Source organism: Oxalicibacterium sp. (assembly GCF_057353965.1).
The window spans coordinates 250,921-265,903 of the sequence record NZ_JBMQZD010000001.1; the positions used below are offsets into that span (position 1 = coordinate 250,921).

15 protein-coding genes are annotated in these 14,983 nt (G+C 61.3%); 14 read left to right on the forward strand and 1 reads right to left on the reverse strand.

The features are described 5' to 3' along the window. The first annotated feature begins 267 nt into the window (after positions 1-267). The 8 genes from ACO1VH_RS01240 (at position 268) to ACO1VH_RS01275 (ending at position 7,568) form a co-directional block, all read left to right on the forward strand. The gene (locus ACO1VH_RS01240) at positions 268-1,698 is read left to right on the forward strand and encodes a flagellin N-terminal helical domain-containing protein (protein ID WP_486241809.1); all 1,431 of its coding nucleotides are present in this window, start codon (positions 268-270) and stop codon (positions 1,696-1,698) included. A gap of 78 nt (positions 1,699-1,776) precedes the next feature. Further along, a complete protein-coding gene (locus ACO1VH_RS01245; RefSeq protein ID WP_486241810.1) occupies positions 1,777-2,145 on the forward strand; it encodes a flagellar protein FlaG in 369 nt (122 codons plus the stop codon). A gap of 88 nt (positions 2,146-2,233) precedes the next feature. Further along, a complete protein-coding gene (gene fliD / locus ACO1VH_RS01250) occupies positions 2,234-4,270 on the forward strand; it encodes a flagellar filament capping protein FliD (protein WP_486241812.1) in 2,037 nt (678 codons plus the stop codon). 25 nt (positions 4,271-4,295) lie between these two features. Continuing rightward, positions 4,296-4,772, forward strand: a complete 477-nt coding sequence (gene fliS / locus ACO1VH_RS01255) for a flagellar export chaperone FliS (protein ID WP_486241814.1) — start codon at positions 4,296-4,298, stop codon at positions 4,770-4,772. A gap of 3 nt (positions 4,773-4,775) precedes the next feature. Continuing rightward, positions 4,776-5,111 carry a flagellar protein FliT gene (locus ACO1VH_RS01260; RefSeq protein WP_486241816.1) on the forward strand — a complete coding sequence of 112 codons (336 nt, stop codon included), beginning with the start codon at positions 4,776-4,778 and terminating at the stop codon, positions 5,109-5,111. 4 nt (positions 5,112-5,115) lie between these two features. Next, on the forward strand, positions 5,116-6,477 hold the full coding sequence (gene fliK / locus ACO1VH_RS01265; RefSeq protein ID WP_486241818.1) for a flagellar hook-length control protein FliK: 1,362 nt from the start codon (positions 5,116-5,118) through the stop codon (positions 6,475-6,477). Then, positions 6,477-6,761 carry an EscU/YscU/HrcU family type III secretion system export apparatus switch protein gene (locus ACO1VH_RS01270; RefSeq protein ID WP_486242810.1) on the forward strand — a complete coding sequence of 95 codons (285 nt, stop codon included), beginning with the start codon at positions 6,477-6,479 and terminating at the stop codon, positions 6,759-6,761. Before fliK ends, ACO1VH_RS01270 begins: the two co-directional genes overlap by 1 nt. Before the next feature lie 48 nt (positions 6,762-6,809). Beyond that, complete coding sequence (locus tag ACO1VH_RS01275; protein ID WP_486241820.1) at positions 6,810-7,568, forward strand: flagellar brake protein; 759 nt, start codon at positions 6,810-6,812, stop codon at positions 7,566-7,568. Positions 7,569-7,659: 91 nt separating this feature from the next. Here the strand turns inward: ACO1VH_RS01275 and fliE are convergent, their stop codons facing one another. Beyond that, the gene (gene fliE, locus ACO1VH_RS01280) at positions 7,660-8,013 is read right to left on the reverse strand and encodes a flagellar hook-basal body complex protein FliE (protein WP_486241822.1); all 354 of its coding nucleotides are present in this window, start codon (positions 8,011-8,013) and stop codon (positions 7,660-7,662) included. Between the two features lie 273 nt (positions 8,014-8,286). Here fliE and fliF point away from each other — a divergent pair, with 273 nt between their 5' ends. Genes fliF through ACO1VH_RS01310 form a run of 6 tightly spaced genes read left to right on the forward strand, consistent with a single transcriptional unit; the run spans position 8,287 to position 14,949 of the window. Next, positions 8,287-10,059, forward strand: coding sequence for a flagellar basal-body MS-ring/collar protein FliF (gene fliF / locus ACO1VH_RS01285; protein ID WP_486241824.1), 1,773 nt, complete (start codon positions 8,287-8,289; stop codon positions 10,057-10,059). After that, positions 10,052-11,047, forward strand: coding sequence for a flagellar motor switch protein FliG (fliG, locus tag ACO1VH_RS01290; RefSeq protein WP_486241826.1), 996 nt, complete (start codon positions 10,052-10,054; stop codon positions 11,045-11,047). Before fliF ends, fliG begins: the two co-directional genes overlap by 8 nt. Next, positions 11,034-11,747, forward strand: a complete 714-nt coding sequence (fliH, locus tag ACO1VH_RS01295) for a flagellar assembly protein FliH (RefSeq protein ID WP_486241828.1) — start codon at positions 11,034-11,036, stop codon at positions 11,745-11,747. Before fliG ends, fliH begins: the two co-directional genes overlap by 14 nt. Positions 11,748-11,764: 17 nt before the next feature. After that, positions 11,765-13,201, forward strand: coding sequence for a flagellar protein export ATPase FliI (gene fliI / locus ACO1VH_RS01300; protein ID WP_486242812.1), 1,437 nt, complete (start codon positions 11,765-11,767; stop codon positions 13,199-13,201). Between the two features lie 35 nt (positions 13,202-13,236). Beyond that, entirely contained in the window at positions 13,237-13,677 is a 441-nt protein-coding gene (fliJ, locus tag ACO1VH_RS01305) for a flagellar export protein FliJ (protein WP_486241830.1), read from the forward strand. Between the two features lie 30 nt (positions 13,678-13,707). Continuing rightward, entirely contained in the window at positions 13,708-14,949 is a 1,242-nt protein-coding gene (locus tag ACO1VH_RS01310) for a flagellar hook-length control protein FliK (RefSeq protein WP_486241832.1), read from the forward strand. The last annotated feature ends 34 nt before the right edge of the window (positions 14,950-14,983 follow it).

The window sequence follows — 14,983 nt, forward strand, 5'->3', positions numbered from 1 at the left end:
AAAAGTTGAGGGCAAAAACGAATTTTATTTGTTCCAAATCAGCCCGAAATTCCTTAAAGATTTTCCGCGAGGCAACCGACAACGGACTTATCTGGCTGCTGGATTGGGCGGCGCCGGGAAAGAAATTAGTTTCCGCAGGACGCTAAACTTTTCCCGGAACCGTCCGATAAAACACTCAACGACGCTGCAATGCCCTCAATACCGGGACAGAACAGACGTTGACAGAACCTCAGTCAGACATCCTTCGGACTACAACAGGAGAATCAAATGGCAGCAGTCATCAATACCAACATCCCGTCGCTGAATTCCCAGCGGAATCTGACGATGTCGCAGAACTCCCTCAACACGTCGATCCAACGTCTGTCCTCCGGCCTGCGCATCAACAGCGCCAAGGACGACGCTGCCGGCCTGGCCATCTCGCAACGCATGACCAGCCAGATCAACGGTCTGAATCGCGCATCGCAAAACGCGAACGACGGCATCTCGCTGGCACAGACGGCTGAAGGCGCACTGGGTCAAGTCGGCGATTCGCTGCAGCGTATCCGTGAACTGGCCGTGCAATCCGCCAACGCGACGAACAGCTCGTCCGACCGCGCAGCACTGCAACAGGAAGTCAGCCAGCTGGTCAGTGAAATCTCCCGTATCGGCGACACCACCTCGTTCAACGGCCTGAAGATTCTCGACGGCTCCTACACCAACCAGCAATACCAGATCGGCGCCAACGCCGGCGAAACGATCAACGTCTCGATCGGCGATGCCCGTGCCTCGCAACTTGGCGCAACCACGGCAACCAGCAGCGCCGGTATTGCTTCCACGACGACGATTGCCGGTGGCGCGCTCACCGTCAATGGCGCGGCTATCGATACTGCTGGCGTGACCACTCTGAATGGTCTGGTAGAGGCAATCAATGCACAAAGCGGCACATCTGGTGTTACCGCAGCACGTGCAAACACCAACACGTTCGATACGGGCGCATTTACCGGCCTCACCGGCGTTCAGACGGCTCAGCTGACGATCAATGGCACGGCTATCAATTTCACCGCAACGACTGGCGATACCGCACAGCATGCTGCCGACACCATCAATAATGTCGCAACGCAAACCGGTGTCACAGCGACGGTGGAAGGCGGCCAACTGGTCTTCTCTTCGGCCAACGGCGCCGATTTCACCGTTCAGGACACCAGCGTTGCCGCAGATGCAACGAACGGCACCGTGATGACCGCTAACGTCACCGCTACCGCTGCGACCTATAACGCAGGTCTGGTCCTGTCGGCGAAACTTGGTACCACGATTTCGGCAACCGGCGCACTCGCTGGCCTGCTGAACCTGGATGCAACGGCCGCTAACAATGCCTCCACCGTTGCCGCCGTTACCGAAGATCTGCAGGTTTCTACGATGGATATCTCCAGCGTCGACGGCGCCAACAAGGCTCTCGCAACGGTTGATGCAGCGTTGACGCAAGTCAGCAGCACGCGTGCACAACTGGGTGCGATCCAGAACCGCTTCACGGCAGTCGTTGCCAACCTGAGCACCACGGCAGAAAACCTGACCGCATCGCGCAGCCGCATCCAGGATGCCGACTTCGCAGCGGAAACGGCCAACCTGACGCGCGGCCAGATCCTGCAACAAGCCGGTACCGCCATGCTGGCACAAGCGAACTCGCTGCCTAACGGCGTGCTCGCCCTGCTCCGTGGCTAATCACTAGCCACAGGCATGTGAAAACAATTCCCCGGCTGCATTTCGGCAGTCGGGGAATTGTCACAATAGGAGTACATCATGGATATAGGACAAATCGGCAGCAATGCCAAACCCGTCCCGCGTACCGATAGCCAACCCGTGACCGTTGCCGCCACCGGCAATGCGGCCCGGCCGGTGCAGTCCCCTACCCCGGTCCAGACGCCGGCAGCCGTGCAACAGCCGGATCCCGCGCAACTCGGCCAGGCTTTGCAAAGCATCAACAAGGCATTGCAGACCTCATCTTCCAATCTCGAATTCTCGGTAGACGACGATACCGACCGCACCATCGTCAAGGTCGTCGATCAGCAGACCGGTGAAGTTATTCGACAGATGCCATCCGCCGAAGCACTGGAAATCGCCAAGGCGCTCGACCGCGCGGCAGGCAAGCTCTTTCACGAAGAAGCCTGATCTCGAAGAGACGGGTAATTCCCCGTCTTAATGATGTTTTGGCATGGCGGGTGCTTCGCTACATTAATGCTTTCTGCAGGAGAATACAGTGGCTACCACAGGTTCGATTTCCAGTCCCGGCATTGGCTCCGGCCTTCCGATCGACGACACCATCAGCAAGCTGATGGCGGTCGAAAGCCGGCCATTGACTCTTCTCGCAACCAAGGAAGCCAGCTACCAGGCCCAGTTGAGCGCCTATGGCGGATTGAGCGGTGCACTGAGCGCCTTTCAAAGCGCCATGGCGAACCTGGGCAAGGCCTCCACGTTTCAAGGGCTGACCACCAGCATCGGCGATGACGACATCTTCAGTGCTACCGCTAGCACCAATGCTGTAGCCGGCAACTATCGTGTCAACGTCACGCAACTGGCACAGGAACAGATTCTCACTTCCGGTGGACATACCAGCCGTACTGCACAGATTGGCAGCGGGCAAACGACAACCATCTCCTTCCAGTTCGGCAAAATCAGCGGCGGCACGCTGACCGATGGTAAATACACCAGCGCAACATTCACGCAGAATGGCGACGAAGAAAGCGGCACCGTCACTATCGATAGCTCGAACAATTCGCTGCAAGGTATTCGTGATGCAATCAATGCCGCAGGCCTGGGCGTAACGGCCACGTTGATCTCCGACGGCAGCGACACGCCTGAACATCTGGTCATCACGTCCAACAAGACGGGAGAAGCGTCGAGCATGAAGATCGTCGTGGACGGCGATCCAGCCCTGCAGGCATTGCTCGGCTATGATCCGGCCGGCACGCAGAACCTGACGCAGACCAACGTAGCTCAAAATGCCAAACTTACCGTTGGCGGTATTGCCATTACCAGCGACAGCAACGAAGTAACCGACGCTATCCAGGGCATGACACTGGATCTGAAGAAAGTCGGCGAAACGACACTGTCGGCCTCCGTCAACAGAAGCGCAGTCAAGGACAGCATCAACGCCTTCGTCAAGGCTTATAACGATCTGAACACGCAGATCAAGACACTGACCGCCTACGACCCGGAAACCAAGAAAGGCGGCCTGCTCGTCGGCGACGGCACGACACGCACCATTCAGGAATCGATTCGTCGCACGCTGACCACGTCGCTGGAAGGATTGAGCAACAGCAGCCTGTCGCTCTCCGCCATCGGCGTCGCCTTCCAGAAGGACGGTTCGCTGGCAGTAGATTCTTCCAAACTCGACAAGGCATTGACGAGCAACTTCAATGACATCGCAAGCCTGTTTGCCACCGTCGGCAAAGCGACCGATAGCCTGATTAATTTCAATACGTCGGGACCTAACACCAAGGCTGGTTCCTACGATATCAACATCACGCAGATGGCTACACAAGCTGCGTTGAAAGGCGATGTCGATCTGAGTTCCGGCACGACAACAATCGCCAGCGGCACGGAACTGAAAGTCAAAATCGACGGCGTGGAAACCAGCGTCGCATTGACGGCCGGCACCTATACCGGCAAGCAGCTGGCGACCATGCTGCAATCGGCTATCAACGGCTCATCCAAGCTGTCTTCGTCCGATGTCTCGGTCAGCGTCGTGCTCGATACCGACGGCCGCCTGAAAGTGTCCTCCGACCGCTACGGCTCCGCTTCCAATATCACGATCGACAGCGGCAAAGGCACACCGGCTTCCACATTGTTCGGCACAGTCAAGGAAGGCACGGAAGGCGTGGACGTCGCCGGCACCATCGGCGGCCAGCTTGCTACCGGCAGCGGCCAGTTCCTGACTGCCAACAAGGGCACCAACGCAGATGGACTGAAGATCGAAATTACCGGTGGCACGACGGGCAATCGCGGCAAGATCGATTTCTCGCAGGGCTATGCCGACCGGCTGGACAAGCTGGTCGACGGTTTCATCGGTGCCGACGGCCTGATCGGCGGCCGCACCGCCGGCATCAACGCCACCATCAAGGATATCGGCAAGCAGAGCGATGCACTGAATACGCGCCTGACACAGGTCGAAGCCAATTATCGCGCGCAGTTCACCGCGCTCGATCTGCTGGTGGCACAGATGCAGCAGACGCAAAGCTACCTGACGCAACAACTGGCCGCGATCGCGAACCTGACCAGCCAGTCCTCCTCATAACCAGAAAGATAAAAGGTACAGAACAATGTTCGGATCCCTTACCAGCGGCGCCAAGGCCTACGCCCAGGTCGGCGTCGAGACCGGCGTGGTTGCCGCCAGCCCGCATCGCCTGATCGTCATGCTGTTCGAAGGCGCGATCGTCGCCACGCGTGCGGCGATCCAGCAGATGCAGGCATCCGATATCCCTGCCAAGGGCAAATCGATTTCCAAGGCGATCGCCATCATCAACGGCGGCCTGCGCGCCAGCCTCGATAAAAAGGCCGGCGGCGAGATCGCGGAAAATCTCGATGCGCTGTACGAATACATGAGCACGCAGCTGGTCACGGCCAACATGAAGAACGAGCCGGTCATGCTGGAGGAAGTACTGAAACTGCTGGTCGATCTGAAGGATGCCTGGTGCGCCATCGACGATCAGCCGACGTTCGCGGAACCGGAAATGCCGGCTGCCCGCAACGCGTACGACCCGCTCGCCCCGAATATCTCTACCTTAGTGAAAGCGTGATCCATGATGGATAGCCAGGAAGTCATTTCGCTGTACGAAACCGTCGCCACGATCATCGACCAAATGCTGGTAGCCGCACGCAACGGCGATTGGGAAGAGCTGATCGCGCTGGAAGCAAGCTGCACACGCCACGTCGCCACGCTGAAAGCCGGCGAAGCGCCGGTGCAGCTGACCGGCGCGGTGCGCGAGCGCAAGGTGCAGATCATCCAGAAAATCCTGTCGGACGACCGCGAGATCCGCAGCATCACCGAGCCGTGGATGGATCAGCTTTCAAAGCTGATGAGCAGCGTCGGCACCGAACGCAAGCTCAACCACGCCTACGGCGCCGCGCCGAGATAACTGAATGCTGCAACGGGCCGACATCACCGGAGCCCGCCCCCTCATCCTGATCGAGGCGCTCGCGCCGGCCACCTCCGCCGGGGATGGCAGACAGGAAGCGTTCGACCGTCTGAACCAGATGGCGCTCGGCAAGGAGTTCCAGGCTCAAGTGCTGTCGCGCCTTGCCAACGGCTCCTACCTGATCAAGGTCGACGACACGACGGTCAACGTCAAGCTGCCGCCCGGCACTCAGGCCGGCGACATGCTGGAATTGACGTTGCTCGCCACCCAACCCCGCCCTACCTTCCTGCTCGGCCGTGCCGATGCCGCCGCCACCGCATCGCTGAGCAATGCCGGTCGATTGATCGGCAATCTGCTGCAACTGGCGCGGCAGGATGGCGCACCACCAACGTCACTGGTCGGCAAGACGCCGCTGCTCGCCGATGCCGGCGCGACGGCGCCGCAGATCGCCCAGGCCTTGCAGCATGCGATGACCTTCAGCGGCCTGTTCTACGAATCTCATGTCGCGCAATGGGCCAACGGCATGCGCGCCTTCGCCGAACTGCAGAGCGAACCGGCGGCCAAGCGGATGGAAACGTCCCTGCCCGCCACGCCGTTGCCGCAAGACGGCAAGGATGCGCAGACCAATCAGGCGCAACAAGGCCTGCGCAGCGATCTGGTCCGTCTGGCAGCCAACCTGCGCGAATGGGTCGGCGCACGTCCGCCGACCAACGATGTCGAAACACGCACGGACATACGCACAATCAGCGCAATGAAGGAGCATGCGCTGGCAGCAGCAATCCAAGACGGCAGGGATGCCACAAGCAAGACACAGGATACCGGCAGCAACGAAGGCATCCGGCTTGTCAGCCTGCAGCTCGACGCGCTCGAACAGCGACGCATTCTTTGGCAGGGCCAGCTGTTTCCCGGACAGCCGATCGAATGGGAAATCTCGGACGAGACGCCGCAGCGTAAAAGCGAAGAGGAAGCGCAGCCCGAAGCAGCCTGGCAAAGTACCGTGCGTTTTTCGCTGCCTACCCTGGGCACGATTTCCGCGACGATCCGCCTGTCCGGCGAACATGCCCAGGTCAACGTGCGTACCGCAGATGCAGAGACGGCCGGCACGCTGCGCAATTACGGCAGCCTGCTCGCCGATGCACTGGATGCTGCCGGAACCAAGCTGGATTCGCTGCTGGTTCGCCATGAAATGGAAGAACCAATGGAAGAAACGACGCAGCCAATAGCCGAGCAAAGTCCGGAGCAAATACCCAAACAAGCATCGGCACATGCAGCAGAACAAGTACAAGAATATGCAACGCAACAAACACAGATGCAGGCGCCGGAACGTGCATCGCATGAGCCTGAACAGCAAACGCGCACCGAATGATGGAAAAGCCCACGCCGCCGCCCAATGCCGTCGCCATCGCCTACAACAGCGGCGATTCGGCGCCGCGCGTCGTCGCCAAAGGCCGCGGCATGGTGGCCGAACAAATCATCGAACGAGCGAAGGAACATGGAGTCGCCATTCACGAATCGAAGGAGCTGGTTTCACTGCTGATGCAGGTCGAACTGGACGACCATATCCCCCCTGCGCTATACCGCGCGGTGGCCGAACTTTTGGCGTGGCTGTATCGCGTCGAAGCTGCCCAACGACGCGGCGGCAATGTATGATGACGGGCGGCAAGGAATCGCGCCCGATGCCTTGGTTGAAGAAATAAGATGACGCTTGTGAGCAATTACGAAGAAGACAACCTGAGCCAGTACCGGGTGACCTCCCGTCGGGAAGTTCTCGCCCTGATGCGCGCCCTCAGAGACCGCAATCAACTGGTCAGGATGATCATCAATCAAGGCAACGACACGATTGTCACGTCCATTCTCGATGTTGATGACACAAACGACACGATGATCCTCGACGTCGCGCCGACCGCCACTGTGAATCATCGTGTGCTGGAAAGCGACAAGCTGTCGTTCGAAACGGTGCTCGACAACATCCGCATCCTGTTTTCGACGTCGCAGGCGGAAAGCTGCCAGTACGAAAACCTGCCGGCCTTCGTCGTTCCGCTGCCCGACAATGCGATCCGGCTGCAGCGGCGCGAGTTCTATCGGGTGCCGACGCCCGTCACCTCGCCCATCCTGTGCACGGTTCCTTTCCTCACCGAAGACGGCCAGCAGGCCTCGGTCGTCACGGCGCTGCACAACATCAGCGGTGGCGGCGTTTCGATGGTCGACGAGAAGAAAATCCTCGATACGACCAGCGGCCGCATCTACAACAACTGCCGCATCGATCTGCCGGGCGGATCGGTCACTGTCGCGCTGCAGGTTCGCAACCACATGGAACTGGCGCTGACCAACGGCAAGAACGTCAGCCGCATCGGATGTGCATTCGTGGATCCGTCCAACGGCACACTGGCGGCCGTGCAGAAATACATTACAAAACTGGAAAGAGACCAGAACGCGAAAGCGACTGGCTTGGGTTGATCGCACAATAGAAGTACGCGCCGCACGGCATTGCGCCGCCGGCCGCCGCTGCGATGAAACATCGCAACGCGCGCCTCGGCAAGAACCGCAGTCAGACCTGCATGTTCATGATGTCCTGATAAGCCGACACCAGCTTGTTGCGCACCTGGACAGTGGCCTGGAACGAGATGCTCGCCTTTTGCATCGAGATCATCACATCCGACAGATTGACCTTGTCGTCGCCCATCGTGAAGCGTTCCCCGAGTTGATTGGCGCTGTTCTGCGCCGCCGCCACGCTGTCCAGCGACGATTTCAGCGCCTGCGAAAAATCGACCCTGGCGGCCGGCTGTTCGATCGCCTTCGTGCCTTCCAATGGCTCCGCCGGCTGGTGCGCACGCGCCGCGGCAGCCTTCAGTTGCGCCACCATTGCCTGGATCGCGCTTGAATCGATCCCGTTGACCTTCATCGTATTCTCCATCGTTGCGGGAGCGGCTATAATTTCCGCCACACTTGCCTGTACTGTGCTTTTCCGGCTGCTGCAGCGGCAACCGACTACCCCGCCAAGTTATCATGCGCCGCCGTGCGAAACGGCCTGATAAGCCATGAAAACCCCGCTCTGTTCTTCCGATTGAATTTCCTCGAAGCATCGACAATCCATGCTACGGAAAAAAGTTTGAACAGCGAGCTTACCCATGAAGAATTCATTCGTATCTGACCGCAGCCTGACAGGAGTCGCATCATGGCAGTAGTCGTCGCAGACGAAGGCAATCTGACGCCGGACGTTGCCGGCGCACGCCCTCCTTCGCCCGCCAGCGCATTCATGGACATGGCGCGTTCGCCGAACGGCAAGCGCTTCCTGCTGATGGCCGGCGTCGCCGCCGTCATCTCGATCATGATCGGCATCGTGCTGTGGAGCCAGAAGCCGGACTATCGCGTCCTCTTCTCCAATTTCTCCGACCGCGATGGCGGCGCCATCGTCGCGTCGCTACAGGCCGCCAATATCCCCTACAAGTTCGCCGAAGGCGGCACTGCCATCCTGGTGCCGGCCGACCGCGTGCATGAAGTGCGCCTGAAACTGGCCGCCGAAGGCCTGCCGAAAGGCGGCAACGTCGGCTTCGAGCTGATGGAAAACCAGAAGCTTGGCATCTCGCAATTCCTCGAACAGGTGAATTTCCAGCGTGCGCTGGAAGGCGAACTGGCGCGCTCGATCCAGTCGATCTCCGCCGTGCAGGCGGCGCGCGTGCACCTGGCGATTCCGAAAGCTTCCGTATTCGTGCGCGATCAGCAGAAACCGACCGCATCCGTGCTGCTGAACCTGCATCCGGGTCGCATTCTCGATCAGCAGCAGGTCAGCGCCATCGTCCATCTGGTCGCCAGCAGCGTGCCTGAGCTGTCGCCGAAGAACGTCACCATCGTCGATCAGGCCGGCAATCTGCTGTCCGAAAACAACAAGCCCGCCGGCACCAACACGATGGATCCGTCACAGCTGAAATACGTGCAGGAACTGCAGAACAACATCGTCAGGCGCATCGAATCGATCATCACGCCGATCGTCGGCCAGAACAACGTGCGCGCCGAAGCGACGGCGGACGTCGATTTCTCGACCAGCGAACAGGCGGCCGAGATCTACAAGCCGAACCAGATGCCCAACAGCGCGACCATCCGCAGCCAGCAGAGCAGCGAATCGAGCAATGGCGGTTCCACCGCTTCCGGCGTTCCGGGCGCGCTGACCAACCAGCCGGCACCGTCTGCCACCGCACCGCTGACCGCGCCGCAGCTGAATCCGGATGGCACGCCGATGACGCCGGCGCAACAGGCCGCAGCGCAAGCGGCGCAGGCACAAGGCGGACAAGGCCAGGCTGCCGGTGCCCAGGGTGCAAATGCCGCCGCCAACAATGCACAGGCACAATCCACGCCGACGCAGCGCGACGTCACCACCAATTATGAAGTCGACAAGACCGTGCGCTACGTGCAACAGCCGATGGGCGGCCTGAAGCGCCTGTCGGTCGCCGTGGTCGTCAATTACAAGCGCGTCACCGGCAAGGACGGCAAGGTCACGATGCAGCCACTGTCGGATGCCGAAAAAGCGCAGATCACCGATCTGGTGCGCGAAGCGATGGGCTACAACAAGGATCGCGGCGATACGCTGAACGTCGTCAACAGCCCGTTCGCCACGGCGCACGAGGAACCGCTGCCGCCGCTGTGGCAGCGCCCGGAAATGATCGATATGGCAATCCAGGCGGCCAAATACGTTCTGCTTGGCATCGTGCTGCTGATTCTGTACCGTAAGGTCCTGAAGCCGATGCTCAACAAGCTGAATCCGGAACCGTTGTCGCTGACGAATGAAACCGTAGGCGAAGGCGCGGAAAAAGTGCAGGAACTCGAGCAGGATCTCGGCCCGATGGGCGTGCAGCACACCTACCAGCAAAATCTGGAAGCGGCCAAGCAGCTGGCACGCCAGGATCCGAAGGTCGTCGCAAACATCGTGAAGGCGTGGGTGGGAAATGATTGATAACGGCGTACACAAGGGAGCGGTGCTGATGCTCGCGCTCGGTGCCGACGAAGCGGCCGAAGTCATGAAATACCTCGGCCCGCGCGAAGTGCAGAAACTGGGCGCGGCGATGTCGACGATGAAGGCGATCCAGAGCGAAGAGCTGGTGTCCGTCCTCAGCGAATTCCGTGCGGAGACCGAGAAGAACACCGCCCTCGGTCTCGACTCCGACGATTACATCCGCGACGTGCTGACCAAGGCGCTGGGCGACGACAAGGCCGCCTCGCTGATCAACCGCATTCTGGGCGCGCGCGATTCCAGCGGCATCGAAAGCCTGAAGTGGATGGATGCGCAATCGGTTGCCGATCTTGTGCGCAACGAACATCCGCAGATCATCGCCACCATCCTCGTCCATCTCGAACGCGATCAGGCCAGCGAAGTGCTGGATCATTTCACCGAACGCCTGCGCAACGACTGCGTGCTGCGCATCGCCACGCTGGACGGCGTGCAGCCGGCCGCGCTGCGCGAGCTGAACGAAGTGCTGACCAAGCTGCTGACCGGCAACGAGAACCTGAAGAAGAAACCGATGGGCGGCATCCGTACCGCGGCGGAAATCCTCAACTACTTCAGCGGCGAGAACGAAACGTCGGTCATGGCCAACCTGAAGAACTACGATGCCGACATGGCGCAGAAGATCATGGACGAAATGTTCGTGTTCGAGAACATCCTCGACATCGAGGACCGCGGCATCCAGCTGCTGCTGCGCGAAGTGCAGTCCGAGACGCTGATCATCGCCCTGAAAGGCGCCACGCCTGAGCTGCGCGAGAAGTTCTTCAAGAACATGTCGTCGCGCGCCGGCGAGATGATGCGCGAAGACCTCGAATCGAAAGGACCGGTGCGCCTGTCCGAAGTCGAATCGAACCAGAAGGAAATCCTGCAGATCATCCGCCGCCTGGCGGACGAAGGCCAACTGACACTGGGCGGAAAAGCAGAAGATGCTTATGTCTAACGTCATTCCGAAGGAAAAGCAGTCCGCCTACCAGCGATGGGAGATGGAATCGTTCGGCGAGCAGGAAGCGCTCGCGACGAGCAATGCCGCCGTCGAACACGCCCGCGCCAGTGCCGCCGCCGAAAAGGAACGCCTGGCTGAAATCGCCCGCAAGCTCGATGAAGACCGCGAGGAAGCACGCGCCGAAGGCTATGCCGCCGGCCTTTCCGAAGGACGCAAGGCCGGTATCGAAGATGGCCGCACCGCCGGCATCGCCGAAGGCCGCCTGCAAGCCGAACAGGAAAGACAACTCTTGCGGCAGATCGCCGAAACCTTCGGCACCGAAGTCGCACGCGCCAACGAACTGATCGCCGCCGACATGCTGGACCTGTCGCTCGATCTCGCCAAGGCCATGCTGAAGACCGCGTTGAAAATCCGCCCCGAGCTGGTAGTCCCGGTCGTACGCGAAGCCATCCACTACCTGCCGACGCTGCAACAGCCCGCGCTGCTGCACCTGCATCCGGAAGATGCGGTACTGATTGCCGAACACATGGGCGATGAGATCAGCACCGCCGGCTGGCGCGTCGTCGAAGACCCGCACATGGATCGCGGCGGCTGCCGCGTCGAAACCGCCAGCAACCAGGTCGACGCCACCGCGCCTGTCCGCTGGCAACGCATTGCCGCCGCGCTCGGTAAGGAATCCGACTGGCTGGAATCGTGAACACCGACACACCCGCTCTGCCCTCTCCCACACCGGGTACGCCGCCCGCTCCGGCTGCTTACGCGTCCCATAGCGGCCGCTGGCAATCCTATTTGCGCGACTGCCGCACGCTGCTCGACATCGCCGAACCAATGCAGGTCTCCGGCCGCATCACGCGTGTCGCCGGCCTCGTGATGGAAGCGGTCGGCCTGCGGCTGGCCGTCGGCAGCGCCTGCACGATTCCGCTGCCCAGCGGCACGCGCATCGAAGCCGAAGTGGTCGGCTTCGACGAAGACAAGCTGTTCCTGATGCCGCAAAGCGATGTCGAAGGCATCGTGCCCGGCACGCGCGTCTATCCGGTCGAAGTGGCGCAATCGCTGCCGCGCCCCGGCGCCGTCACGCATCCGCGCCGCCGCCCGAGCGACCGCACACGCCACCTGCCGGTCGGTATCGAACTGCTGGGCCGCGTGGTCGACGGCGCCGGCCGTCCGCTCGACTCTCTCGGTCCGCTGCAGGCCGTGCATTCCGCCCCACTCAATGTGCGCGCAGCCAATCCGCTGGGACGCGCACCGATCACCGATCCGCTGGACGTCGGCGTGCGCGCGATCAACAGCATGCTGACCGTCGGCCGCGGCCAGCGCATGGGCCTGTTCGCCGGTTCCGGCGTCGGCAAGAGCGTGCTGCTCGGCATGATGGCGCGCTACACGACGGCCGACGTCATCGTGGTCGGCCTGATCGGCGAACGCGGCCGCGAAGTGAAAGAATTCATCGAACAGATTCTCGGCGACGAAGGCCTGGCGCGTTCCGTCGTCGTCGCCGCGCCTGCCGATACGCCGCCGCTGATGCGCCTGCAGGGTGCCGCTTACGCGACGACGATCGCCGAACATTTCCGCGACGAAGGCAAGGACGTACTGCTGATCATGGATTCGCTGACGCGTTACGCGATGGCACAGCGCGAGATCGCGCTGGCGATCGGCGAACCGCCAGCCACCAAAGGCTATCCGCCGTCCGTCTTCGCCAAGCTGCCGGCGCTGGTCGAACGCGCGGGCAACGGCCGCGAAGGCGGCGGCTCGATCACCGCTTTCTACACAGTGCTGACCGAAGGCGACGATCAGCAGGACCCAATCGCCGATTCCGCGCGTGCGATCCTGGACGGTCACATCGTGCTGAACCGCTCGCTGGCCGAAGCCGGCCACTACCCGGCAATCGACATCGAACAGTCGATCAGCCGCGCGATGCACAACATCACCAGCCCCGAACACCAGAAGCAGGCCCGCAAGCTCAAACAGCTGGCCTCGCGCTACGCGCGCAATCGCGACCTGATCAGCGTCGGCGCCTATAGCGCCGGCTCCGACCCGGTGCTGGACGAGGCAATCGCGCTGAACGAGAAAATCGAGTCATTCCTGCAACAGGACATTACCGAACGCGCCGGCATAAACGAGAGCTTGGGGCAACTTGCCTCGCTTTTCTCGTGATTGCCGCCGTTCCCGGAAAAATATAATCGGAAAAAATGGCCACATCTTCCGCACTCGGCACCCTGATCGAACTGGCAACACGGGACACCGACGAAGCCGCCAAGCGGCTCGGCCAGTGCATGAAGGCGGCCGAGGATTGCGAACAGAAGCTGGCCTTGCTGAAGCAATATCGCGACGACTACGCGGCACGCTTCCAGCAAAGTCTGACGGCCGGACTGACGGCAATGGGCTATCGCAACTACCAGCAGTTTCTGGACAAGCTGGATCAGGCGATCGCCGCGCAGCAGCTGGTCGTGCGCGATGCACACGCGCGCGTCGAGCGGGAAAAATCGACCTGGCAGGCGTGCGAACGCAAGCGCATGTCGTACGGTACGCTGGCCGAACGCGCGGAAAAGGCGCAACAGCAAAAAGACAACAAGCGCGACCAGAAGCAGATGGACGAGCACGCGGCAAGGCAATTGCTGTACAAACGATAACGATCAAAGATAACGATCAAGGCGATCACCATGAGCACACCATCGATCAGCAACGCACTCAACGCCGTGATGCCGACGCCGCAGACCGGCAAGGCCGCCGATGCCATAGCCGCGGACGGCACCTTCAACCAGATGCTGACGCGCGAGATGGGTATCCAGAATGGAATCCAGAATCGCGACACGGCACAGCCGAACAAAACAACGACCAGCGACAACGCTCAGGGAACCCGCAAGGACGGCACCGACGCCGGCAAGACCAAGAACGATTCCGCTTCGGCCGCAGACGGTAGCACCACGCCGGCCGACGGCACCAAGGCCACGGACGACAAGACGGCACAAGCCGCTGACGGCAAGACCGCCGACAAGGACGACAAACAGGCCGATGCCGCCACCGAACCGTCCGACATCATCGCCTTCGTCACCGCGCTGACGCAGGCCGGCGCAAACGGCACGCCGGTTTCCGCCAGCGACGAGATCAAGGATCGCATTGCCGCCGCCATCGACGGCGGCAAGGGAATCGACGGCAAGGCCGCGCCGGTCGCATTCGGCACGGCCGCCATCGAAGACAAGACCGGCCCTGCCGCCAACAAGCAGGCCGATTTCGTCGCCTCGCTCGACAAGGCGATGCAGGGCAAGGACGCCGACGCCGGCAAGACGACGGCAACCGGCGCTACCAAGAGCCCGGACGCCGACATGGCTGCCGCCGTGCAGGCCGCCGTCGCCAAGAATGCGGAACAGGCCACTGCACCGACGCCGCAGAATATCGCTGCAGTCGCCGTCGCCACCACGGCGGCACTGCAACAGCAGGTCAACGATCTGCAGGATCCACAATCGAACCGTCTGCTGCCGCAGGTCGGTACCGACGACTGGGGCCAGTCGCTCGGCCAGAAGGTCGTCTGGATGATCCAGGGCGCGCAACAGAGCGCGACGCTGACATTGAATCCGCCCGATCTCGGCCCGATGCAGGTCGTGGTCCACGTCAACAACAACCAGGCCACCGCCAACTTCACCGCGCACCAGCCGGAAGTCCGCCATGCGCTGGAAGCCGCGATGCCGCGCCTGCGCGAGATGCTCAGCGAATCCGGTATCCAGCTCGGCCAGTCGAACGTCAGCGCCGGTCTGCCGAACCAGCAGAACAATGCCTCCGGCGATCAGCGCCAGAATGGCCGTTCATCCGGCCAGGGCAGCAATGCCGTCGAAACGGCAGCCGTCAACGTCAGCCACGTGCCGGTGACCGCCGCCGGCAACGGCCTGGTCGATACCTTCGCCTGATCGTCTCTTTCTGCCGGAGTCTCGCGCGAGCGGC